Here is a 15,270-nt window from a genome sequence, read left to right as displayed (position 1 = left end):
ACCTCAGCGCGGCGCGTCGTCGAAGCCGCCGAACGCAATGTCCGGCGCGCTGGTGTTGTGCTTGGACGGGAGGCTGCGCCCGAAGCGCACCTGCGTGGCCTGCAAGGTCTTCACCTCAGGCAGCGGCAGCACCTGCGGCGCGGCTTGCGGCGATGCCTGCCAGCGCACCTCGCTCACGTCGGCGTTGTCGGGCGTCACGTACATCGAGCGAAGCACCGCGAAGGGTTGTGCGCTGGCGGTGGGCCTGGAGAACGCCACGTCGAGCGCGGTGCGCGTGCGGCTGATTTCGTCGACACGGGCAACGGCGCTCCCGCCGTCCGTGAAGCGGACATGAATGGCCAGCGGCCGGGGCACGATGCGGATCGATGCGATATTCACCACCGGCCGCGCCGCCGCCTCGACCGGCCCCAGCAGGAACGACGAGCCGTAGACGCCGTCGCCGAAGCGCGCGTCGGGCAACGGCTTCAGGCGCCAGTAGCCGTCGGACGGATAGAGCACGATGGCCTCGAGCGCCTTGCCGTTCTCCTTCTTGAACACCTGCAGCAGGTGAAAGCCGCTGTCCTTGCGCTTGCCCACCTGCACCGGCACGCGCTGTGCGCGCCAGAAGGTCGGCAGCGTCATGCCGACGATCCGCCACTGGGCGTTGTCCATCAGCACCACGGTGCGCTTCCTGAAGCGATGGGCCGGGTCGGTAGGGTGCGCGCCGCCGTCGAAGTTGCAGCCCGAGAAGTCGGGGGCGGTGACGTCGTTGCCGATCTTGTCGAGGTAGTCGGGCTGCAGGGCCTCGATGCGCATGCGGCGGATGCCCTCGCCGCGCAGGGTGAGGGAGACGTTGTCTTCCTCGGCGCACGCGGTGGTGGTGGTGCCGTTCTCGACGGTGGCGGCGACGGGGGCTGCGAGGGCGAGGGCGGGGGCGGATGCCAGCAGCAGGGCGGCGAAAGCGGCAGTCGAAAGGTGCATCGGGTCTCCGGTGAAAGGGGCGCGGGCGCGATGCGGCGCGACAGCCGGGGTGCTAGTCGCGGCGCGCAATCAGGTCGCTGAAGAGCTTATGTTCGCATTGCGGGTCGGAACACTTCTCGCAAGGCCATGACCACGAGGCGGGCTTCGCGTCGAGCCTGCCTCTCGCGCGGCCCTCGTTGCCGGCGATCGAGTTGATGGCGTTCCACGCGCTGGCCAGCCGCTCGCCGCCCGTGCCGTGCACCACGGCAAACGACAACCTGGCGCCGGTGAGCGCGGCACGCACCAGCGTGTCGGTCGGCTGGCGCGCGTGCGGGCCGTCGCGCATGTCGTCGGCCACCCAGGGCAGGTCGAGCGCGGTGAGCAGGGTGATGGCATAGCGCCGCTGTGCCGCCAGCGCGCCGTCATACAGCGTGGTGTCGGCAAACAATTGCTCGCTGTAGACCGCCGTCATGAGCGCCGTGGTGTCGGCCACCACCACGCCCAAGGCGGCCGCGGCGTCGATGCGGCGGGTCTGTTCATCGGCGATGGCCTGCTGCTCGTCGGGGCGCGGCGTGCGGCCTTCGCGCTCGCACCACTCGCGCAGGTACTCGCTCACGAGCGTGGTCGGTGTGCCGCGCTCCTGCAGGCGCTGCGCAAGGGCGCGTGCCAGTTCGGTCTTGCCGGTGCTCTCGGCCCCCACGAGCGCGATGACGCAGCCGGTCGGCAGGCTTGGCGTCATGGGCGCACCGCCTGGGTCGCCGTGCCCGGCATGCGTTGCCGCCACGCCAGGTAGCCGGCCACGCTGAGCACCGCGAACACCGCGTACAGGCCCACGGTGAGCCACAGGCCCTTGTGGATGAAGAGCCCCACGCTCACCACGTTCACTGCCAGCCAGATCAGCCAGTTCTCGATGAACTTGCGCCCGAGCAGGAACTGCCCGACCAGGCTCAGCCCGGTGGCGAAGCCGTCCCACCAGGGCACGTCGGTGTCGGTGAAACAGATCAGGAAGAGGGCGACCGCCGGCCATGCGAAGGCGCAGGCGGCCAGGGTGAGGGCGATGCCGCGCGGCGAGAGCCGGCTGACATGCAGCGCGCTGCCGTCGGCGCGGTGGCCGCGCAGCCATTGCGCCCATCCCCATAGCGCGATGAACGCGAAGAAGACCTGCAGCGATGCGTCGCCGTAGATGCGCGCCTTGGCGAACACGGCCACGTAGAGCAGCGAACTGACGATGGCCAGAGGCCAGCCCCAGTGGATCTCGCGCATGTTGCAGCCGACCATGGCGAGTGCCAGCAGGGCTGCGACGAATTCGAGCCAGCTGACGGGGGAGCCCCACAACAAGAAAGCGGGGGCCGAGAGAAGCTCGGTCATCAGCGGGCGAAAGAGTGAAGGGTCAGTGCGCGATCTGCACGAACACTTCGTTCGGCTTGACCATGCCGAGTTCGGCGCGCGCGCGTTCCTCGACCATCTCGAGGCCGTCCTTGAGGTCGTTGACCTCGGAGTTCAGGCGCTCGTTGGTCAGCGCGGCCTTGGCGTTGGCTTCCTTCTGGTCGGACAGCTTGGTGCGCAGCTGGCCCACGTCGCGCACGCTGCCGCGCCCGTTCCACAACTGCCACTGCAGGACGGCCAGCAGGAGCAGCAGGATGATCGGTGGAACGAGGCGGGCGCGCATGGCGCGTGGCGTCCTGGCGTTACTTCAGGTTGTAGAACGCGCCGCGGCCGGGGTACACGGCGATGTCGCCCAGGTCTTCTTCGATGCGCAGCAGCTGGTTGTACTTGGCGATGCGGTCCGAACGCGACAGCGAGCCGGTCTTGATCTGGCCGGCGTTGGTGCCCACCGCGATGTCGGCGATGGTGCTGTCTTCGGTTTCGCCCGAGCGGTGCGAAATGACGGCGGTGTAGCCCGCGCGCTTGGCCATCTCGATGGCGGCGAAGGTTTCGGTCAGCGTGCCGATCTGGTTGATCTTGATCAGGATCGAGTTGGCGATGCCCTTGTCGATGCCCTCCTGCAGGATCTTGGTGTTGGTGACGAACAGGTCGTCGCCCACCAGCTGCACGCGCTTGCCCAGGCGTTCGGTCAGGTGCTTCCAGCCGTCCCAGTCGCCTTCGTGCATGCCGTCTTCGATGCTGATGATCGGGTACTTGTCGACCCAGGTTGCCAGCATGTCGGTCCAGCTCTCGGCCGACAGCGAGAGGTTTTCGCCCGACAGCACGTACTTGCCGTCCTTGTAGAACTCGCTGGCCGCGCAGTCCAGGCCCAGGGCGATCTGCTCGCCGGCGGTGTAGCCGGCCTTGTCGATGGCTTCGAGGATGAGCTGGATCGCTGCTTCATGGCTTTCGACGCTGGGGGCGAAGCCGCCTTCGTCGCCCACCGCCGTGCTGATGCCGCGGTCGCCCAGGATCTTCTTCAGCGCGTGGAACACTTCGGCGCCGTAGCGCACGGCCTCGCGGAAGCTCTTGGCGCCCACGGGGATGATCATGAACTCCTGCAGATCGAGGCTGTTGTTGGCGTGCGCGCCGCCGTTGATGACGTTCATCATCGGCACCGGCAGCTGCATGCCGCCCATGCCGCCGAAGTAACGGTACAGCGGCAGGCCCGACTCTTCGGCCGCGGCGCGGGCCACGGCCATCGAGACGGCCAAGGTGGCGTTGGCGCCCAGGCGGGCCTTGTTGTCGGTGCCGTCCAGGTCGATCATCGTGCGATCGAGGAAGGCCTGTTCGCTGGCGTCCAGGCCGAGCACCGACTCCGAGATCTCGGTGTTGATGTTCTCCACCGCCTTCAGCACGCCCTTGCCGAGGTAGCGGCTCTTGTCGCCGTCGCGCAGCTCGATGGCTTCGCGCGAACCGGTCGATGCGCCCGAGGGCACGGCCGCGCGGCCCATGGTGCCCGACTCGAGCAGCACGTCGCACTCGACGGTGGGGTTGCCTCGGCTGTCGAGAATTTCGCGGCCGACGATGTCAACGATTGCACTCATCTTTTGTCTTTCTCTTTTGGTTCTCTTTGGGCGAATAAATGAACGGGGCTCAGAGGCCCTCGACGGCGATCATGTTCATGATCGCGGCGCCGGCGCGCGCTTCGCGCGCCTTGAGGTACTCGGGCGTTTCGTAGAAGGCCTTGGCCTGCTCGAAGCTGGCGAACTTGAGCACGACCACGCGCGTGGGCTGCCAGTCGCCTTCCAGCGGCTGCACCTGGCCGCCGCGCACGCACACTTCGGCGCCGTGCGCCTGCATGGCCAGGCTCGACCACTTCTTGTAGTCCTCGTACTGCGCCGGGTTGGTCACCTCGACATGGGCAATGACGTAGCCGCTGCTCATGCCACGGCCTTCAGCGACTTGCCGGTGCTGCCCGCGCTCTTGTCCTTGTGCTCCAGCGCCGCCTTGATGAAGGCGTTGAACAGCGGGTGGCCGCCCCACGGGGTCGACTTGAACTCGGGGTGGAACTGCACGCCCATGAACCAGGGGTGCACGTCCTGCGGCAGCTCGACGATTTCGGTCAGGTGCTCGCGCTGCGTGAGCGCCGAGATCACGAGGCCGGCTTTGCGCAGCTCGTCGAGGTAGTTGACGTTGGCTTCGTAGCGGTGGCGATGGCGCTCGGTGACCACGTCGCCGTAGATGCTGTGCGCCAGCGTGCCGGGCGTGACGTCGGAGCTTTGCGCCCCCAGGCGCATGGTGCCGCCGAGGTCGGACTTCTCGTCGCGCGTCTTCACGGTGCCGTCGGCGTCCTTCCACTCGGTGATCAGCGCGATCACGGGGGTGGGCGTCTCGGGGTCGAACTCGGTGCTGTTGGCGTTCTTGAGGCCGGCCACGTGGCGGGCGTATTCGATGGTGGCCACCTGCATGCCCAGGCAGATGCCGAGGTAGGGGACCTTGCCTTCGCGGGCGAAGCGCGCTGCCGAGATCTTGCCCTCGACACCGCGCTGGCCGAAGCCGCCGGGCACCAGGATGGCGTCGTACTTGGCCAGGCGCGAGACGTCCTGCGTCGAGATGGTCTCGGAGTCGATGTAGTCGATCTTCACGCGCGCATGGTTCTTCATGCCGGCGTGGCGCAGCGCCTCGTTGAGCGACTTGTAGCTGTCCGACAGGTCGACGTACTTGCCGACCATGGCGATCGACACTTCCTTTTGCGGATGCTCGACCTCGTACACCAGGTCGTCCCAGCGCTGCAGCTTGGCCGGCGGGGTGTTGATGCGCAGCTTGTCGCAGATCAGGCCGTCCAGGCCCTGCTCGTGCAGCATGCGTGGCACCTTGTAGATGGTGTCCACGTCCCACATCGAGATGACGCCCCACTCGGGCACGTTCGAGAACAGCGAGATCTTGGCGCGCTCGTCGTCGGGAATCGGGCGGTCGGCACGGCACAGCAGCACGTCGGCCTGGATGCCGATGGCGCGCAGTTCCTTGGCGGTGTGCTGGGTGGGCTTGGTCTTGAGCTCGCCGGCGGCGGCGATCCAGGGCACGTAGCTCAGGTGCACGAAGGCCGAGTTGTTCGGGCCGTTGCGCAGGCTCATCTGGCGCACGGCTTCCAGGAAGGGCAGCGACTCGATGTCGCCGACCGTGCCGCCGATTTCGACGATGGCCACGTCCACTTCGTGCGAGGTGCCGATGCCGGCGCCGCGCTTGATGTATTCCTGGATCTCGTTGGTGATGTGCGGAATCACCTGCACCGTCTTGCCGAGGTAGTCGCCGCGGCGTTCCTTCTCGAGCACGCTCTTGTAGATCTGGCCGGTCGTGAAGTTGTTGGCCTTGCGCATGCGCGTGTTGATGAAGCGCTCGTAGTGGCCGAGGTCGAGGTCGGTCTCGGCGCCGTCATCGGTGACGAACACTTCGCCATGCTGGAAGGGCGACATCGTGCCGGGGTCGACATTGATGTACGGATCGAGCTTGATGAGGGTGACTTGGAGGCCGCGCGATTCGAGGATCGCGGCGAGCGAGGCGGAGGCGATTCCCTTGCCAAGGGAAGAGACGACACCACCGGTGACGAAGACAAATTTGGTCATGCCAGTTCCGGACGTGATGAATCCGGGCAGTGGGAAATTGCGATTATAGATGTGCCCTTCGCGACACTTCGGGCCAAGGGCTTGTTGCCCGAAGCTTCATGGCCCATGAGCAACAATACGGCCCATGCAAGATCTCGCCGGCAAACACATCGTCCTGGGCCTCACGGGCGGCATCGCCTGCTACAAATCGGCCGAACTGTGCCGCCTGTTCGTGAAGGCCGGAGCCACCGTCCAGGTCGTGATGACCGAGGCGGCCGAACAGTTCATCACCCCGGTGACCATGCAGGCGCTCTCCGGGCGCACCGTCTACACCTCGCAGTGGGACACGCGCGAACCCAACAACATGCCTCACATCAACCTGAGCCGCGAGGCCGATGCGATCGTGCTGGCGCCCTGCAGCGCAGACTTCATTGCGCGGCTGGTGCAGGGCCGCTCGGACGACCTGCTCAGCCTGATGTGCCTGGCGCGTCCCACGCAGCGCATTCCGCTGCTGATCGCACCCGCCATGAACCGCGAGATGTGGGCCCATCCCGCCACCCAGCGCAACCTGAGGCAGGTGGCGGCCGATGGCGCCACCGTGCTGGGCGTGGGCAGCGGCTGGCAGGCCTGCGGCGAAACCGGGGACGGGCGCATGCTCGAGCCGGCGCAACTGCTCGAGGACATCACCGCCTTCTTCAGCCCCAAGCTGCTGGCGGGGCAGAAGATGCTGGTGACCGCAGGCCCGACCTTCGAGGCGCTCGACCCGATCCGCGGCATCACCAACCATTCGTCCGGCAAGATGGGCTTTGCCATTGCCCGCGCGGCCCGCGAGGCGGGCGCCGAGGTCACGCTGGTGGCCGGGCCGGTGCACTTGCCGACCCCGCGCGGCGTGACGCGTGTCGACGTGATTTCGGCACAGGACATGCTCGATGCGACCGTGCGTGCTGCGGAGTTTGCTAGCATTTTCGTAGCAACAGCCGCGGTGGCCGACTGGCGACCTGCAACGCACAGCGACCAGAAGATCAAGAAAGACGGCAGCGGCAAGACGCCGGTACTCGACTTCGTCGAGAACGCCGACATCCTGCTGACCGTGGCGCGCAGCGAACGGGCCCAGGCGAAGCAACTTTTTTGTGTGGGCTTTGCCGCCGAAAGCGAAAACCTCATCGAACATGCCAAGGCCAAGCGACAGCGCAAGGGCATTCCGCTGCTGGTCGGCAACATCGGCCCGCTGACTTTCGGTCAGGACGACAACGCGTTGCTGCTGGTGGACGCCCACGGCGTGCGCGAGCTCCCCCGCGCGCCCAAGCTCACGCTGGCGCGTGAACTCATGACCGAAATTGCCGCACGACTTACCGACTGGAGGGTCTGATGAGCCTGAATCCGCAATGGAACACGCCGCCCAACGGCGACTTCGCCCGCTATGTCGAGCGGCTGTCGGCGCAGGCGCTGCTCCCCAAGCGCGCGGCCAAGGAGGGCGAGCCGGGGCTCGACGTCGGCATCACGACCTTGCCCAATCAGCCCGGTCCCGTGACGGCCGCCATGCAACAGCGCGGTGACGCGTCCAGCGGCGAAGTGGCCAGGTCCCAACCGGGCGCCTTCGACCCGACGACGCTCAAGGTGCTGGGCGGCGTGGGCGCGCTGGTGTTCCTGGTGCTGTGGTCGATCGGGGTGCCCTTCAGTGCGCTGGTCCTGCTGCTGGGCGTGGCGGTCTGGTTCGGCAGCAAACTGAAGGGCGTGAAGCTCACCCCGGGCATCGCCAAGTGGCAGCAGGTGCTCGAGGACGCGGCCCGCAAGCAAAGAGAACAGCAACACAAGCAAGGCAGCAAGTAAGTGAAAGTCGACGTCCGTATCCTCGATCCGCGCATGGTGGATCAATTGCCCGCGTATGCCACCCCCGGAAGCGCCGGGCTCGACCTGCGGGCGTGCCTCGATGCGCCGATCACGCTGGCGCCCAACGGCTGGCAGCTGGTGGGCACCGGCATCGCAGTCCACCTGGCCGACCCGGCCTATGCCGCGCTCATCCTGCCGCGCTCGGGCCTGGGCCACAAGCATGGCATCGTGCTGGGCAACCTCGTGGGCCTGATCGACAGCGACTACCAAGGCGAGCTGAAGATCAGCGCGTGGAACCGCAGCGACACGCCCTTCGTGCTGGAGCCGATGGAACGGCTGGCGCAGTTGGTGATCGTGCCGGTGGTGCAGGCGCAGTTTCGGGTGGTCACAGAATTTGCACCTACGCAACGCGGCGAGGGCGGCTACGGCTCCACAGGCAAGCACTGAGCCTTTTGGGGATCCGATCCTTAAGGGGACCTGAGTGTCTGAGCGGTAAAGAACGGAACTGCCGAGGCCGCCGCGCCCCGAAGGTTTCAGTGTGTGTTTTGCGTCATCGCGGCAGCGGCTGCGGCGTTAGTCACACGCAAGTGCATTTTTGTGCACCGTTCTATCCGAGGAGCCTCCCAACATGAAGATCTCAATGCGCTTCGTTTCCGTCACTGCTTCCGTGCTGGCCGTTGCCACGCTCACGGCGTGCGTGGCCCCCGCCCCGGTCTACCAGACCTCGCGCTACCCGTACCAGGCGCCCCCGCGGTCGATCCAGTACCAGGAAGCTTCCTACGTCGAATACGGCCACGTCGCCAACATCGAGGTGTTGCGCAGCGAAACCGCGGGTACCGGCACGAGCGGCGGCGGCGCCGTGGCAGGCGGTGTCATCGGTGGCGTGGTGGGCAACCAGTTCGGGCGCGGCAACGGCCGTGCCGCGGCCACCGCGCTGGGCATCGTGGGTGGTGCCCTGTTGGGCAACACCATCGAGGCGCAGCAGAACGGGCCGCGTGCCTATGAAACCTATCGCGTGTCGGTGCAGACCGACCGCGGCGGCTACCGCGCCTTCGACGTGCAGAGCCCGGGCGACCTGCGCATCGGTGACCGCGTGCGCATCGACAACGGCCAGATCTCGCGCATGTAGCCCGCGTTCTTTGACACGCGAAAAAGCCGGGCACGCCCGGCTTTTTGCTGGGTTGGCCGGGCCTCAGTGCAGCGTCTGGTTGCCCGGCGCCATGGGCGCCACCTTGAAGAAGCCGGTACCCGCCGAACCACGGCCGATTTCCTCTTCGGTGGCTTCGCGCACCGAGCGCACCGTGATGTCGAGCCGGATCGCAATGCCCGCCAGCGGATGGTTGCCGTCCAGCACCAGGTGGTCGGGGTAGATTTCGGCCACCGTGTAGATCGTGTCCTTCGGAATGGTGTCGCTCACGCCCTTGGGCAGGGCGGAGCCGTCGAAGGTCATGCCTTCTTCCGTGTCCGCGGGAAAGAGCGAGCGGGGCTCCAGAAAGAGCAACTGGTCGTTGAAGTCGCCGAAGCCCTGCTCGGGTTCGACCTGCAGCTGCACCCGGGCGCCGGGCTCATGGCCCTGCAGGGCCGCCTCGATCACGTCGAAGAGATCGTCGCCGCCGACCAGAAAGTCCACCGGTTCGTCCAGCACGTCCAGCACGTCGCCGAGCGTGTCTTTCATGGTCCAGGTCAAGCCGACCACGCATTGTTCAGAGATTTCCATTGCAGAATTCTCCCATGGAGATTACACAACCGCTGCCGTTGCTCGGCGGCCTGAGCGCCGCGCAGTTCATGCGCCAGTACTGGCAGAAAAAACCCTTGCTCGTTCGCCAGGCGATTCCCGACATGGTGCCACCGATCGAGCGTCATGCGCTGTTTGCGCTGGCCGAGCGCGAGGAGGTCGAGTCGCGCCTGATCCGGCATGGCAAGTCCGGCTGGTCGCTCAAGCACGGGCCGCTTGCCCGCCGCGCCTTGCCCCCCCTGAAACAGCCCGCCTGGACACTGCTGGTGCAGGGCGTGGACCTGCATCACGAGGGCGTGCACGACCTGCTGCGGCAGTTCCGCTTCCTGCCCGACGCCCGCCTGGACGACCTGATGATCAGCTATGCGAGCGACACCGGCGGCGTCGGCGCGCATTTCGACAGCTACGACGTGTTCCTGCTCCAGGCGCAAGGGCGCCGCGAGTGGTCCATCGGCAAGCAGGGCGACCTGAGCCTGCAGCCCGATGTGCCGCTCAAGATCCTGCAGAACTTCGAGCCCGAGCAGACCTTCGTGCTGGAGCCCGGCGACATGCTGTACCTGCCGCCCAAGTACGCCCACGACGGCGTGGCAGTCGGCGACGACTGCATGACGTGCTCCATCGGGCTGCGCTCGTCCGCGGTGGGCGAGATGGGGGCCGACCTGCTGTCGCGCATGGCGCAGGCCTACGCTGAAGACCTGGAAGACGCCGGGCCCGCCGAACTGGCCCGCTACCGCGATCCGACGCAGCCCGCCGTCGATGCGCCGGCCCGCATGCCCGCCGCGTTGCAGGCCTTCGCGCGCAAGGCCGTCGAGGCCGCGCTGCGCGACCCCGATGCCGTCGAGCGCGCGCTCGGCGAATCGCTCACCGAGCCCAAGGCCAACGTGTGGTTCGACGAGGGCGGCGAGTTGCCCGATGCCACGCAGCGCGTGGCGCTCGACCGCCGCACGCGCATGCTCTACGACACGCGGCACATCTACATCAACGGCGAGAGTTTTCGCGCAGGCGGTGCCGACGCCACGCTGATGCGCCGACTGGCCGACCGGCGCGAACTCGGGCCGCGCGAACTGGCCCGCGCGAGCGAAGGCGCGCGCGGGTTGCTGGGCGAGTGGTGCGAGTCAGGTTGGCTTCATGCCGACTGATGAAACTCATTCGCTGGCCGACGGCCGTTTCGACGGCCGCGAGGCCTTCGATGCCATCCTGCGCGGCGCACTGTCTTGCGCGGCCCAACAAGGCTGGAAGGAAATCGTCTTCAGCGACCCCGATTTCTCGGACTGGCCTTTGGGCGAGCGCGCAAGCATCGAGGCCTTGCAGGCCTGGTCGGCCAGCGGGCGGCGCTTCGTGCTGCTCGCACAGCGCTTCGATGTGCTGGAGCGCACGCATGCGCGCTTCGTGCCGTGGCGCCGCATGTGGGACCACATCGTCGAATGCCGCGCGACCGGTAAGGCCGCGGGCGCCGAGGTGCCCAGCGCCATCTGGACGCCCACCTGGTTCGTGCATCGCATAGACCCCGAGCGCAGCAGGGGCGTGAGCGGCACCGACGCGCAGTCGCGCCGCGCTTTGCGCGAGGCCATCGACGAGTGCTGGCGCCTCGGGCGACAGGCCTTTTCGGCGTCGACGCTGGGCTTGTAAGCCAATGCCGCGAATCCGGCTGCCAGACACATTCGAGCGGCGATGCAGGTCTAGAATTTTTTCGTTCCAGACATTCATCGCCAAAGGAGATTCCATGAAGAAGTCAACGTCCGTCCTGGTTGCCTCGCTGATTGCCGCTGCCGCGCTCGTCGCCTGCGGAAAGAAGGAGGACGCCGCGCCGGCGGTTGTGACGCCGGCTCCTGCGCCCGTGACCGAACCCGCACCCGCGCCTGCCGCCCCGGCGACTGCACCGTCCACCGATTCGGGTGCCGCAACGCCGGCACCGGGCGCCTCGTCGGCACTCGATGCCGCGAACGCCGCGACCGAAGCCGCGAAGAAGAACGAGGCGCCCAAGCAGTAACGCTTGCCAGGCTCTCGCCATGAAGAAAGCCGCCATGAGGCGGCTTTTTTTCGTGGTGCGGATTCAGCTCACACGTCGAGCCAGGGCGAGCCTTCCGCTGCCGTTGCAGTGAGCATTTCGGACTCGTCGCCGCCCAGCGCTTCGGCCATCAGGCGCCGAACGATCTCGGGCCGGTTGTTCTGCTCGCTCAGGTGCGCCGCCACCACATGCCGCAGGCCATCGTGAAGCACTGCACGCGCGATTTCAGCGGCGGCCGTGTTCGACAGGTGCCCGTAGTTGCCGCCCACGCGGTGCTTCAGGAACGGCGGGTACGCCGAGTTGGCCAGCAGGTCGCTGTCGTGGTTGAACTCCAGCAGCAACGCATGGACGCCGCCCAGCCTGGCCAGCACATGGGCCGTGGAATGTCCCAGGTCGGTGAGCACGCCGAGCGTGCGGTTGCCGTCGGTGCAACGCAGTTGCAGCGGCTCGCGCGCGTCGTGCGGCACGGTGAAGGGCTGCACGCCGATGTCGCCGACCGAAAACTCGGCATCGTCGCGCGCGATGTTCAGCCGGCCTTCGAAGTCGCGCCCGCCCGTGGCGAGCCACGTGCCTTCGCTCATCCAGACGGGAATGCGGTTGCGCCGCGACAGTGAATGGGCACAGCCGATATGGTCACCGTGCTCGTGCGTCACGAAGACCGCATCGATGTCGCCGGCGACGAGGCCCGCTTGCGCGAGCCGCAGGTCGAGCTGCTTGAGGCCGAAGCCGCAGTCGACCAGGAGGCGGGAGGTGCGGCCTGCGCTGGTCGATTCGACCAGCGCGGCATTGCCCGTGCTGCCGCTGCCGAGGCTTCGGAAGCGGAGCATGCGGGCTACTTCAGGTCGTCTGCAATGACCTTGACGATGCGCTCGGCGTTGGCCGAGGTTTCCGGCGCGCCGGCTTCGTTGAGCACCGACACCGTCGTGGCTTCGCCCTGGCCCTTGACCGAGATGCGGAACTTGATGGGTGCTTCGTCCTTCGGCGAGCCGCTGAACAACTTGCCGAAGAAGCCGGGCTCCTTCTTGTCGGGGTTCGGCGTTACGTAGCGCACGTAGTACACGCCGGCGCTGCGGTCGCGGTCTTCCACGGTGAAGCCGGTGCGGTCGAGTGCCAGGCCGACGCGGCGCCATGCGCGGTCGAAGCCTTCGCTGATCTGCACCACTGGCTGGTTGCCGACCTTGGCAATGACGGCGGTCTTGGTCGGCGCGGTGGTGGCGGCGAGGATCTTCGACTGCTCTTGCGAGACGCCGAGCTTGACCATCAGGCGGCGCAGGAATTCGGTCTCGAGTTCAGGGTCGCTCGGGCGGGGCTGCCACACGGTCTGGTCTTGGCGCGAGTTGTTGTAGACCTCCTGCATGCCGCGGTGGCTGATGAAGATCTCGGTGCCGTTGGGCGTGCGCTCCAGGCGTGTGCGGAAGCGGTCGAGCTCGCCGGTCGAGTAGACCGAATCGACCAGCTTGCCCAGCGTGCCGCGGATGATGTCCTGCGGCAGCTTGGCGCGGTTCTCGGCCCAGTCGGTTTCCATGATGCCCAGGTTGCGCTGCTCGGTGGTCAGCAGGAAGCCGCTTTCCTGCCAGAAGTCTTTCACCGGGTCCCAGAGCTGGTCGGGCGCGCGGTTGACGACGATCCAGCGCTGCGTGCCCGCGCGCTCCATGCGCACGTCGCCGAGTGTGCTCACTGCGGTGGGCACGCCCGGTGCGTTGGCGATGCCGGCCTGGTATGCATTCGCGGTGACGGCGCCGCCGGGCACCGCGTAGCGGTTGTCGCGCGAGAGCTGCGACAGGTCGGGGGGGACCTCGAGCGTCGGGGCCTTGCCGGCGCTCTTGTAGTCGATCTTGTCGCTCTCGAGGACGGAGCACGCGGCGAGGCTGGCAACGAGGGTGGCCAGCAATGCATATCGCGAAAGTTGCGAAAGGTTCTTCAACGTCTTCTTCCTTGTTGGAATGGTTCGGTCAATCTATGGGCCGCAGCGCCCGCCATCTCTGAGCACAGTTCCGGCAAAAGGTTGCGTAACCTTGTTGCGGCCGGGGGAAAAGGCGGGTCCGGGGTGTGTGGAGGACGCTCTCAACCCTTGAGAAGGCCGGTGGCGCGCAGGGCGCCTTCGACGGCCGGGCGCGCGGCTTCACCGAGTTCGGTGAGCGGCAGGCGCAGCGTGCCACCGCACAGGCCGAGCCGGGCCATGGCCCACTTCAGGGGAATCGGGTTGGGCTCGACGAACAGGTTGCGATGCAGCGGCATGAGCTCGAACTGGATCTCCATGGCCCGCTTCACGTCGCCCGCCAGCGCGGCCACGCACAGTTCGTGCATCTTGCGCGGCGCGATGTTGGCCGTGACGCTGATGTTGCCCTGGCCGCCGCAGAGCATGAGCGCAACCGCGGTCGGGTCGTCGCCGGAGTAGACGGCGAAGGTCTTCGGCACGTCGCGAATGAGCCACTGGGCCCGCTCGATGTTGCCTGTGGCTTCCTTGATGCCGATGATGCCGGGCACCTGCGTGAGGCGAAGCACGGTGTCGTGCGCCATATCGGCCACGGTGCGCCCGGGCACGTTGTACATCACGATGGGCAGGTCGCCCACGGCTTCGGCGATGGCCTTGAAATGCTGGTACTGGCCCTCTTGCGTGGGCTTGTTGTAGTACGGCACGACCTGGAGCTGCGAATCGGCGCCCACGCCCTTGGCGAACTTGGCGAGCTCGATGGCTTCCTTGGTCGAGTTGGCGCCGCAACCGGCCATCACGGGCACGCGGCCCTTGGCCTGTTCGACGGACACGCGAATGATTTCGCAGTGCTCTTCGACGTCGACCGTCGGCGATTCGCCGGTGGTCCCGACCACGCCGAGGCAGTCGGTGCCTTCTTCGATGTGCCAGTCGATGAGCCGCCGCAGGGCGGGGTAGTCGACACTGCCGTCGTGGTGCATCGGCGTGACGAGCGCAACGATGCTGCCTGTCAATTGCTCCAAGGGGAATCTCTTTGTCGGTGGACGAAAGCGCCGATTCTACTTACTCCGGCAGCCTGTCAAGCCGCCGCTGCGGCGCCCTCAGTTTCCCTTGAGGAGGTGGCGCACCGGTTGGCGGGCGGCCGACGCCGCGGGGCGGACGGCCGCAATGCGCTGCACGAAGCGCGCCGGTTCGGCCACGAAGCCGTCTTCGTAGGCCACCACGCGCAGGCCCTCGCAGGCCGCGAGCAGCTCGCCGGGTTGCAGCAGGAAGTCGGGCCGCGAGGGCTTGCCGACGGTTTCGTTGCCCGCGGCAAAGGTTTCGTACAGCAGCACGCCGCCCGGTGCCACGGCGGCCACGATGTCGGCCATGCGCGCGCGCCAGAGGTAGTTGGTGACGACCACCGCGCCGAAGGCCTGGCCCGCGAAAGGCCAGGGGCCGGTTTCGATGTCCGCCATGACCGTGCCGCCGAACGCGCCCGCCGCCGCCAGGGCCTCGGGCGAGCGGTCGACGCCGGTCGCCGCATGCCCGCGTCCGGCGAACCACTGCATGTGCCGCCCGGACCCGCAGGCCACGTCGAGCACGGTGGTGCCGGGTGCGAGCAGGTGCGACCAGCGCACGAGCCATTCGGAGGGGGTGGTCGAAGCGTGCGTAGGTGCTATATCTTTCATAGCGTGCTGCGCACGTCCAGCGTGCGTGAGAAGGGTAGAAGGCTCAGAAACAGGACCAGATCTGGTCGGCCAGCGTCACCAGGAAGTCCGGGTGCACGTACAGCGCGAACACGCCGCTCAGCACCGCCAGCGCGGCGGCAAGCCAGCCGGCGTTCGCGAGGTGTCGGCGCAGACGTGGTGCCATG

Annotated in this window: 20 protein-coding genes; 7 read left to right on the top strand and 13 right to left on the bottom strand. The window is 67.2% G+C overall.

Annotated features, from left to right (window positions below):
- Positions 1 to 3 precede the first annotated feature (3 nt).
- From AC1DJH_RS02140 to AC1DJH_RS02110, 7 genes are read right to left on the bottom strand one after another with little or no spacing between them, the layout of a single operon-like run.
- On the bottom strand, positions 4 to 960 hold the full coding sequence (locus tag AC1DJH_RS02140) for a hypothetical protein (protein ID WP_478184566.1): 957 nt from the start codon (positions 958 to 960) through the stop codon (positions 4 to 6).
- Positions 961 to 1,012: 52 nt separating this feature from the next.
- Positions 1,013 to 1,678, bottom strand: a complete 666-nt coding sequence (locus AC1DJH_RS02135; protein ID WP_435435679.1) for an AAA family ATPase — start codon at positions 1,676 to 1,678, stop codon at positions 1,013 to 1,015.
- Positions 1,675 to 2,307, bottom strand: a complete 633-nt coding sequence (pnuC, locus tag AC1DJH_RS02130) for a nicotinamide riboside transporter PnuC (RefSeq protein ID WP_478184565.1) — start codon at positions 2,305 to 2,307, stop codon at positions 1,675 to 1,677. Before pnuC ends, AC1DJH_RS02135 begins: the two co-directional genes overlap by 4 nt.
- A 22-nt stretch (positions 2,308 to 2,329) precedes the next feature.
- Positions 2,330 to 2,608 (bottom strand): cell division protein FtsB, encoded by a 279-nt coding sequence (gene ftsB / locus AC1DJH_RS02125; protein WP_472123207.1) that lies wholly within the window; start codon positions 2,606 to 2,608, stop codon positions 2,330 to 2,332.
- A gap of 19 nt (positions 2,609 to 2,627) precedes the next feature.
- A complete protein-coding gene (gene eno, locus AC1DJH_RS02120) occupies positions 2,628 to 3,911 on the bottom strand; it encodes a phosphopyruvate hydratase (RefSeq protein ID WP_435435683.1) in 1,284 nt (427 codons plus the stop codon).
- 49 nt (positions 3,912 to 3,960) lie between these two features.
- Positions 3,961 to 4,251, bottom strand: coding sequence for a DUF1330 domain-containing protein (locus AC1DJH_RS02115; RefSeq protein ID WP_478184564.1), 291 nt, complete (start codon positions 4,249 to 4,251; stop codon positions 3,961 to 3,963).
- Positions 4,248 to 5,930, bottom strand: coding sequence for a CTP synthase (locus AC1DJH_RS02110; RefSeq protein WP_435483428.1), 1,683 nt, complete (start codon positions 5,928 to 5,930; stop codon positions 4,248 to 4,250). The genes AC1DJH_RS02115 and AC1DJH_RS02110 overlap by 4 nt, the downstream gene beginning before the upstream one ends.
- A gap of 124 nt (positions 5,931 to 6,054) precedes the next feature.
- Here AC1DJH_RS02110 and coaBC point away from each other — a divergent pair, with 124 nt between their 5' ends.
- From coaBC to AC1DJH_RS02090, 4 genes are all read left to right on the top strand, one after another.
- The gene (gene coaBC, locus AC1DJH_RS02105; RefSeq protein ID WP_478184563.1) at positions 6,055 to 7,278 is read left to right on the top strand and encodes a bifunctional phosphopantothenoylcysteine decarboxylase/phosphopantothenate--cysteine ligase CoaBC; all 1,224 of its coding nucleotides are present in this window, start codon (positions 6,055 to 6,057) and stop codon (positions 7,276 to 7,278) included.
- Entirely contained in the window at positions 7,278 to 7,739 is a 462-nt protein-coding gene (locus AC1DJH_RS02100) for a hypothetical protein (protein WP_478184562.1), read from the top strand. The genes coaBC and AC1DJH_RS02100 overlap by 1 nt, the downstream gene beginning before the upstream one ends.
- Positions 7,740 to 8,186, top strand: a complete 447-nt coding sequence (gene dut, locus AC1DJH_RS02095) for a dUTP diphosphatase (protein WP_478184561.1) — start codon at positions 7,740 to 7,742, stop codon at positions 8,184 to 8,186.
- 181 nt (positions 8,187 to 8,367) lie between these two features.
- Positions 8,368 to 8,868, top strand: a complete 501-nt coding sequence (locus AC1DJH_RS02090) for an outer membrane lipoprotein (protein ID WP_472123215.1) — start codon at positions 8,368 to 8,370, stop codon at positions 8,866 to 8,868.
- Between the two features lie 63 nt (positions 8,869 to 8,931).
- Here the strand turns inward: AC1DJH_RS02090 and AC1DJH_RS02085 are convergent, their stop codons facing one another.
- A complete protein-coding gene (locus tag AC1DJH_RS02085; RefSeq protein ID WP_435435689.1) occupies positions 8,932 to 9,456 on the bottom strand; it encodes an FKBP-type peptidyl-prolyl cis-trans isomerase in 525 nt (174 codons plus the stop codon).
- Positions 9,457 to 9,470: 14 nt separating this feature from the next.
- Between AC1DJH_RS02085 and AC1DJH_RS02080 the strand changes: the two genes are divergently transcribed.
- From AC1DJH_RS02080 to AC1DJH_RS02070, 3 genes are all read left to right on the top strand, one after another.
- Entirely contained in the window at positions 9,471 to 10,613 is a 1,143-nt protein-coding gene (locus AC1DJH_RS02080) for a JmjC domain-containing protein (protein ID WP_472123218.1), read from the top strand.
- Positions 10,603 to 11,103 (top strand): hypothetical protein, encoded by a 501-nt coding sequence (locus AC1DJH_RS02075; RefSeq protein WP_472123220.1) that lies wholly within the window; start codon positions 10,603 to 10,605, stop codon positions 11,101 to 11,103. The genes AC1DJH_RS02080 and AC1DJH_RS02075 overlap by 11 nt, the downstream gene beginning before the upstream one ends.
- 94 nt (positions 11,104 to 11,197) lie before the next feature.
- The gene (locus AC1DJH_RS02070; protein ID WP_472123223.1) at positions 11,198 to 11,464 is read left to right on the top strand and encodes a hypothetical protein; all 267 of its coding nucleotides are present in this window, start codon (positions 11,198 to 11,200) and stop codon (positions 11,462 to 11,464) included.
- Between the two features lie 68 nt (positions 11,465 to 11,532).
- On the opposite strand, the gene AC1DJH_RS02065 is transcribed toward AC1DJH_RS02070, so the two are convergent.
- From AC1DJH_RS02065 to AC1DJH_RS02045, 5 genes are all read right to left on the bottom strand, one after another.
- Positions 11,533 to 12,309: an MBL fold metallo-hydrolase gene (locus tag AC1DJH_RS02065; RefSeq protein WP_472123226.1), complete on the bottom strand. Its 777-nt coding sequence runs from the start codon at positions 12,307 to 12,309 to the stop codon at positions 11,533 to 11,535.
- A gap of 5 nt (positions 12,310 to 12,314) precedes the next feature.
- Complete coding sequence (gene bamC / locus AC1DJH_RS02060) at positions 12,315 to 13,406, bottom strand: outer membrane protein assembly factor BamC (protein ID WP_472123229.1); 1,092 nt, start codon at positions 13,404 to 13,406, stop codon at positions 12,315 to 12,317.
- Between the two features lie 140 nt (positions 13,407 to 13,546).
- A complete protein-coding gene (gene dapA, locus AC1DJH_RS02055; RefSeq protein ID WP_478184560.1) occupies positions 13,547 to 14,437 on the bottom strand; it encodes a 4-hydroxy-tetrahydrodipicolinate synthase in 891 nt (296 codons plus the stop codon).
- A 78-nt stretch (positions 14,438 to 14,515) separates the two neighbouring features.
- Positions 14,516 to 15,085, bottom strand: coding sequence for a class I SAM-dependent methyltransferase (locus AC1DJH_RS02050; protein WP_478184559.1), 570 nt, complete (start codon positions 15,083 to 15,085; stop codon positions 14,516 to 14,518).
- A gap of 43 nt (positions 15,086 to 15,128) precedes the next feature.
- On the bottom strand, positions 15,129 to 15,269 hold the full coding sequence (locus AC1DJH_RS02045; protein WP_478184558.1) for a hypothetical protein: 141 nt from the start codon (positions 15,267 to 15,269) through the stop codon (positions 15,129 to 15,131).
- Position 15,270 lies beyond the last annotated feature (1 nt).

Source organism: Variovorax sp. 10N412, from assembly GCF_056394985.1.
This window is presented reverse-complemented; position numbering and strand designations above follow the sequence as displayed.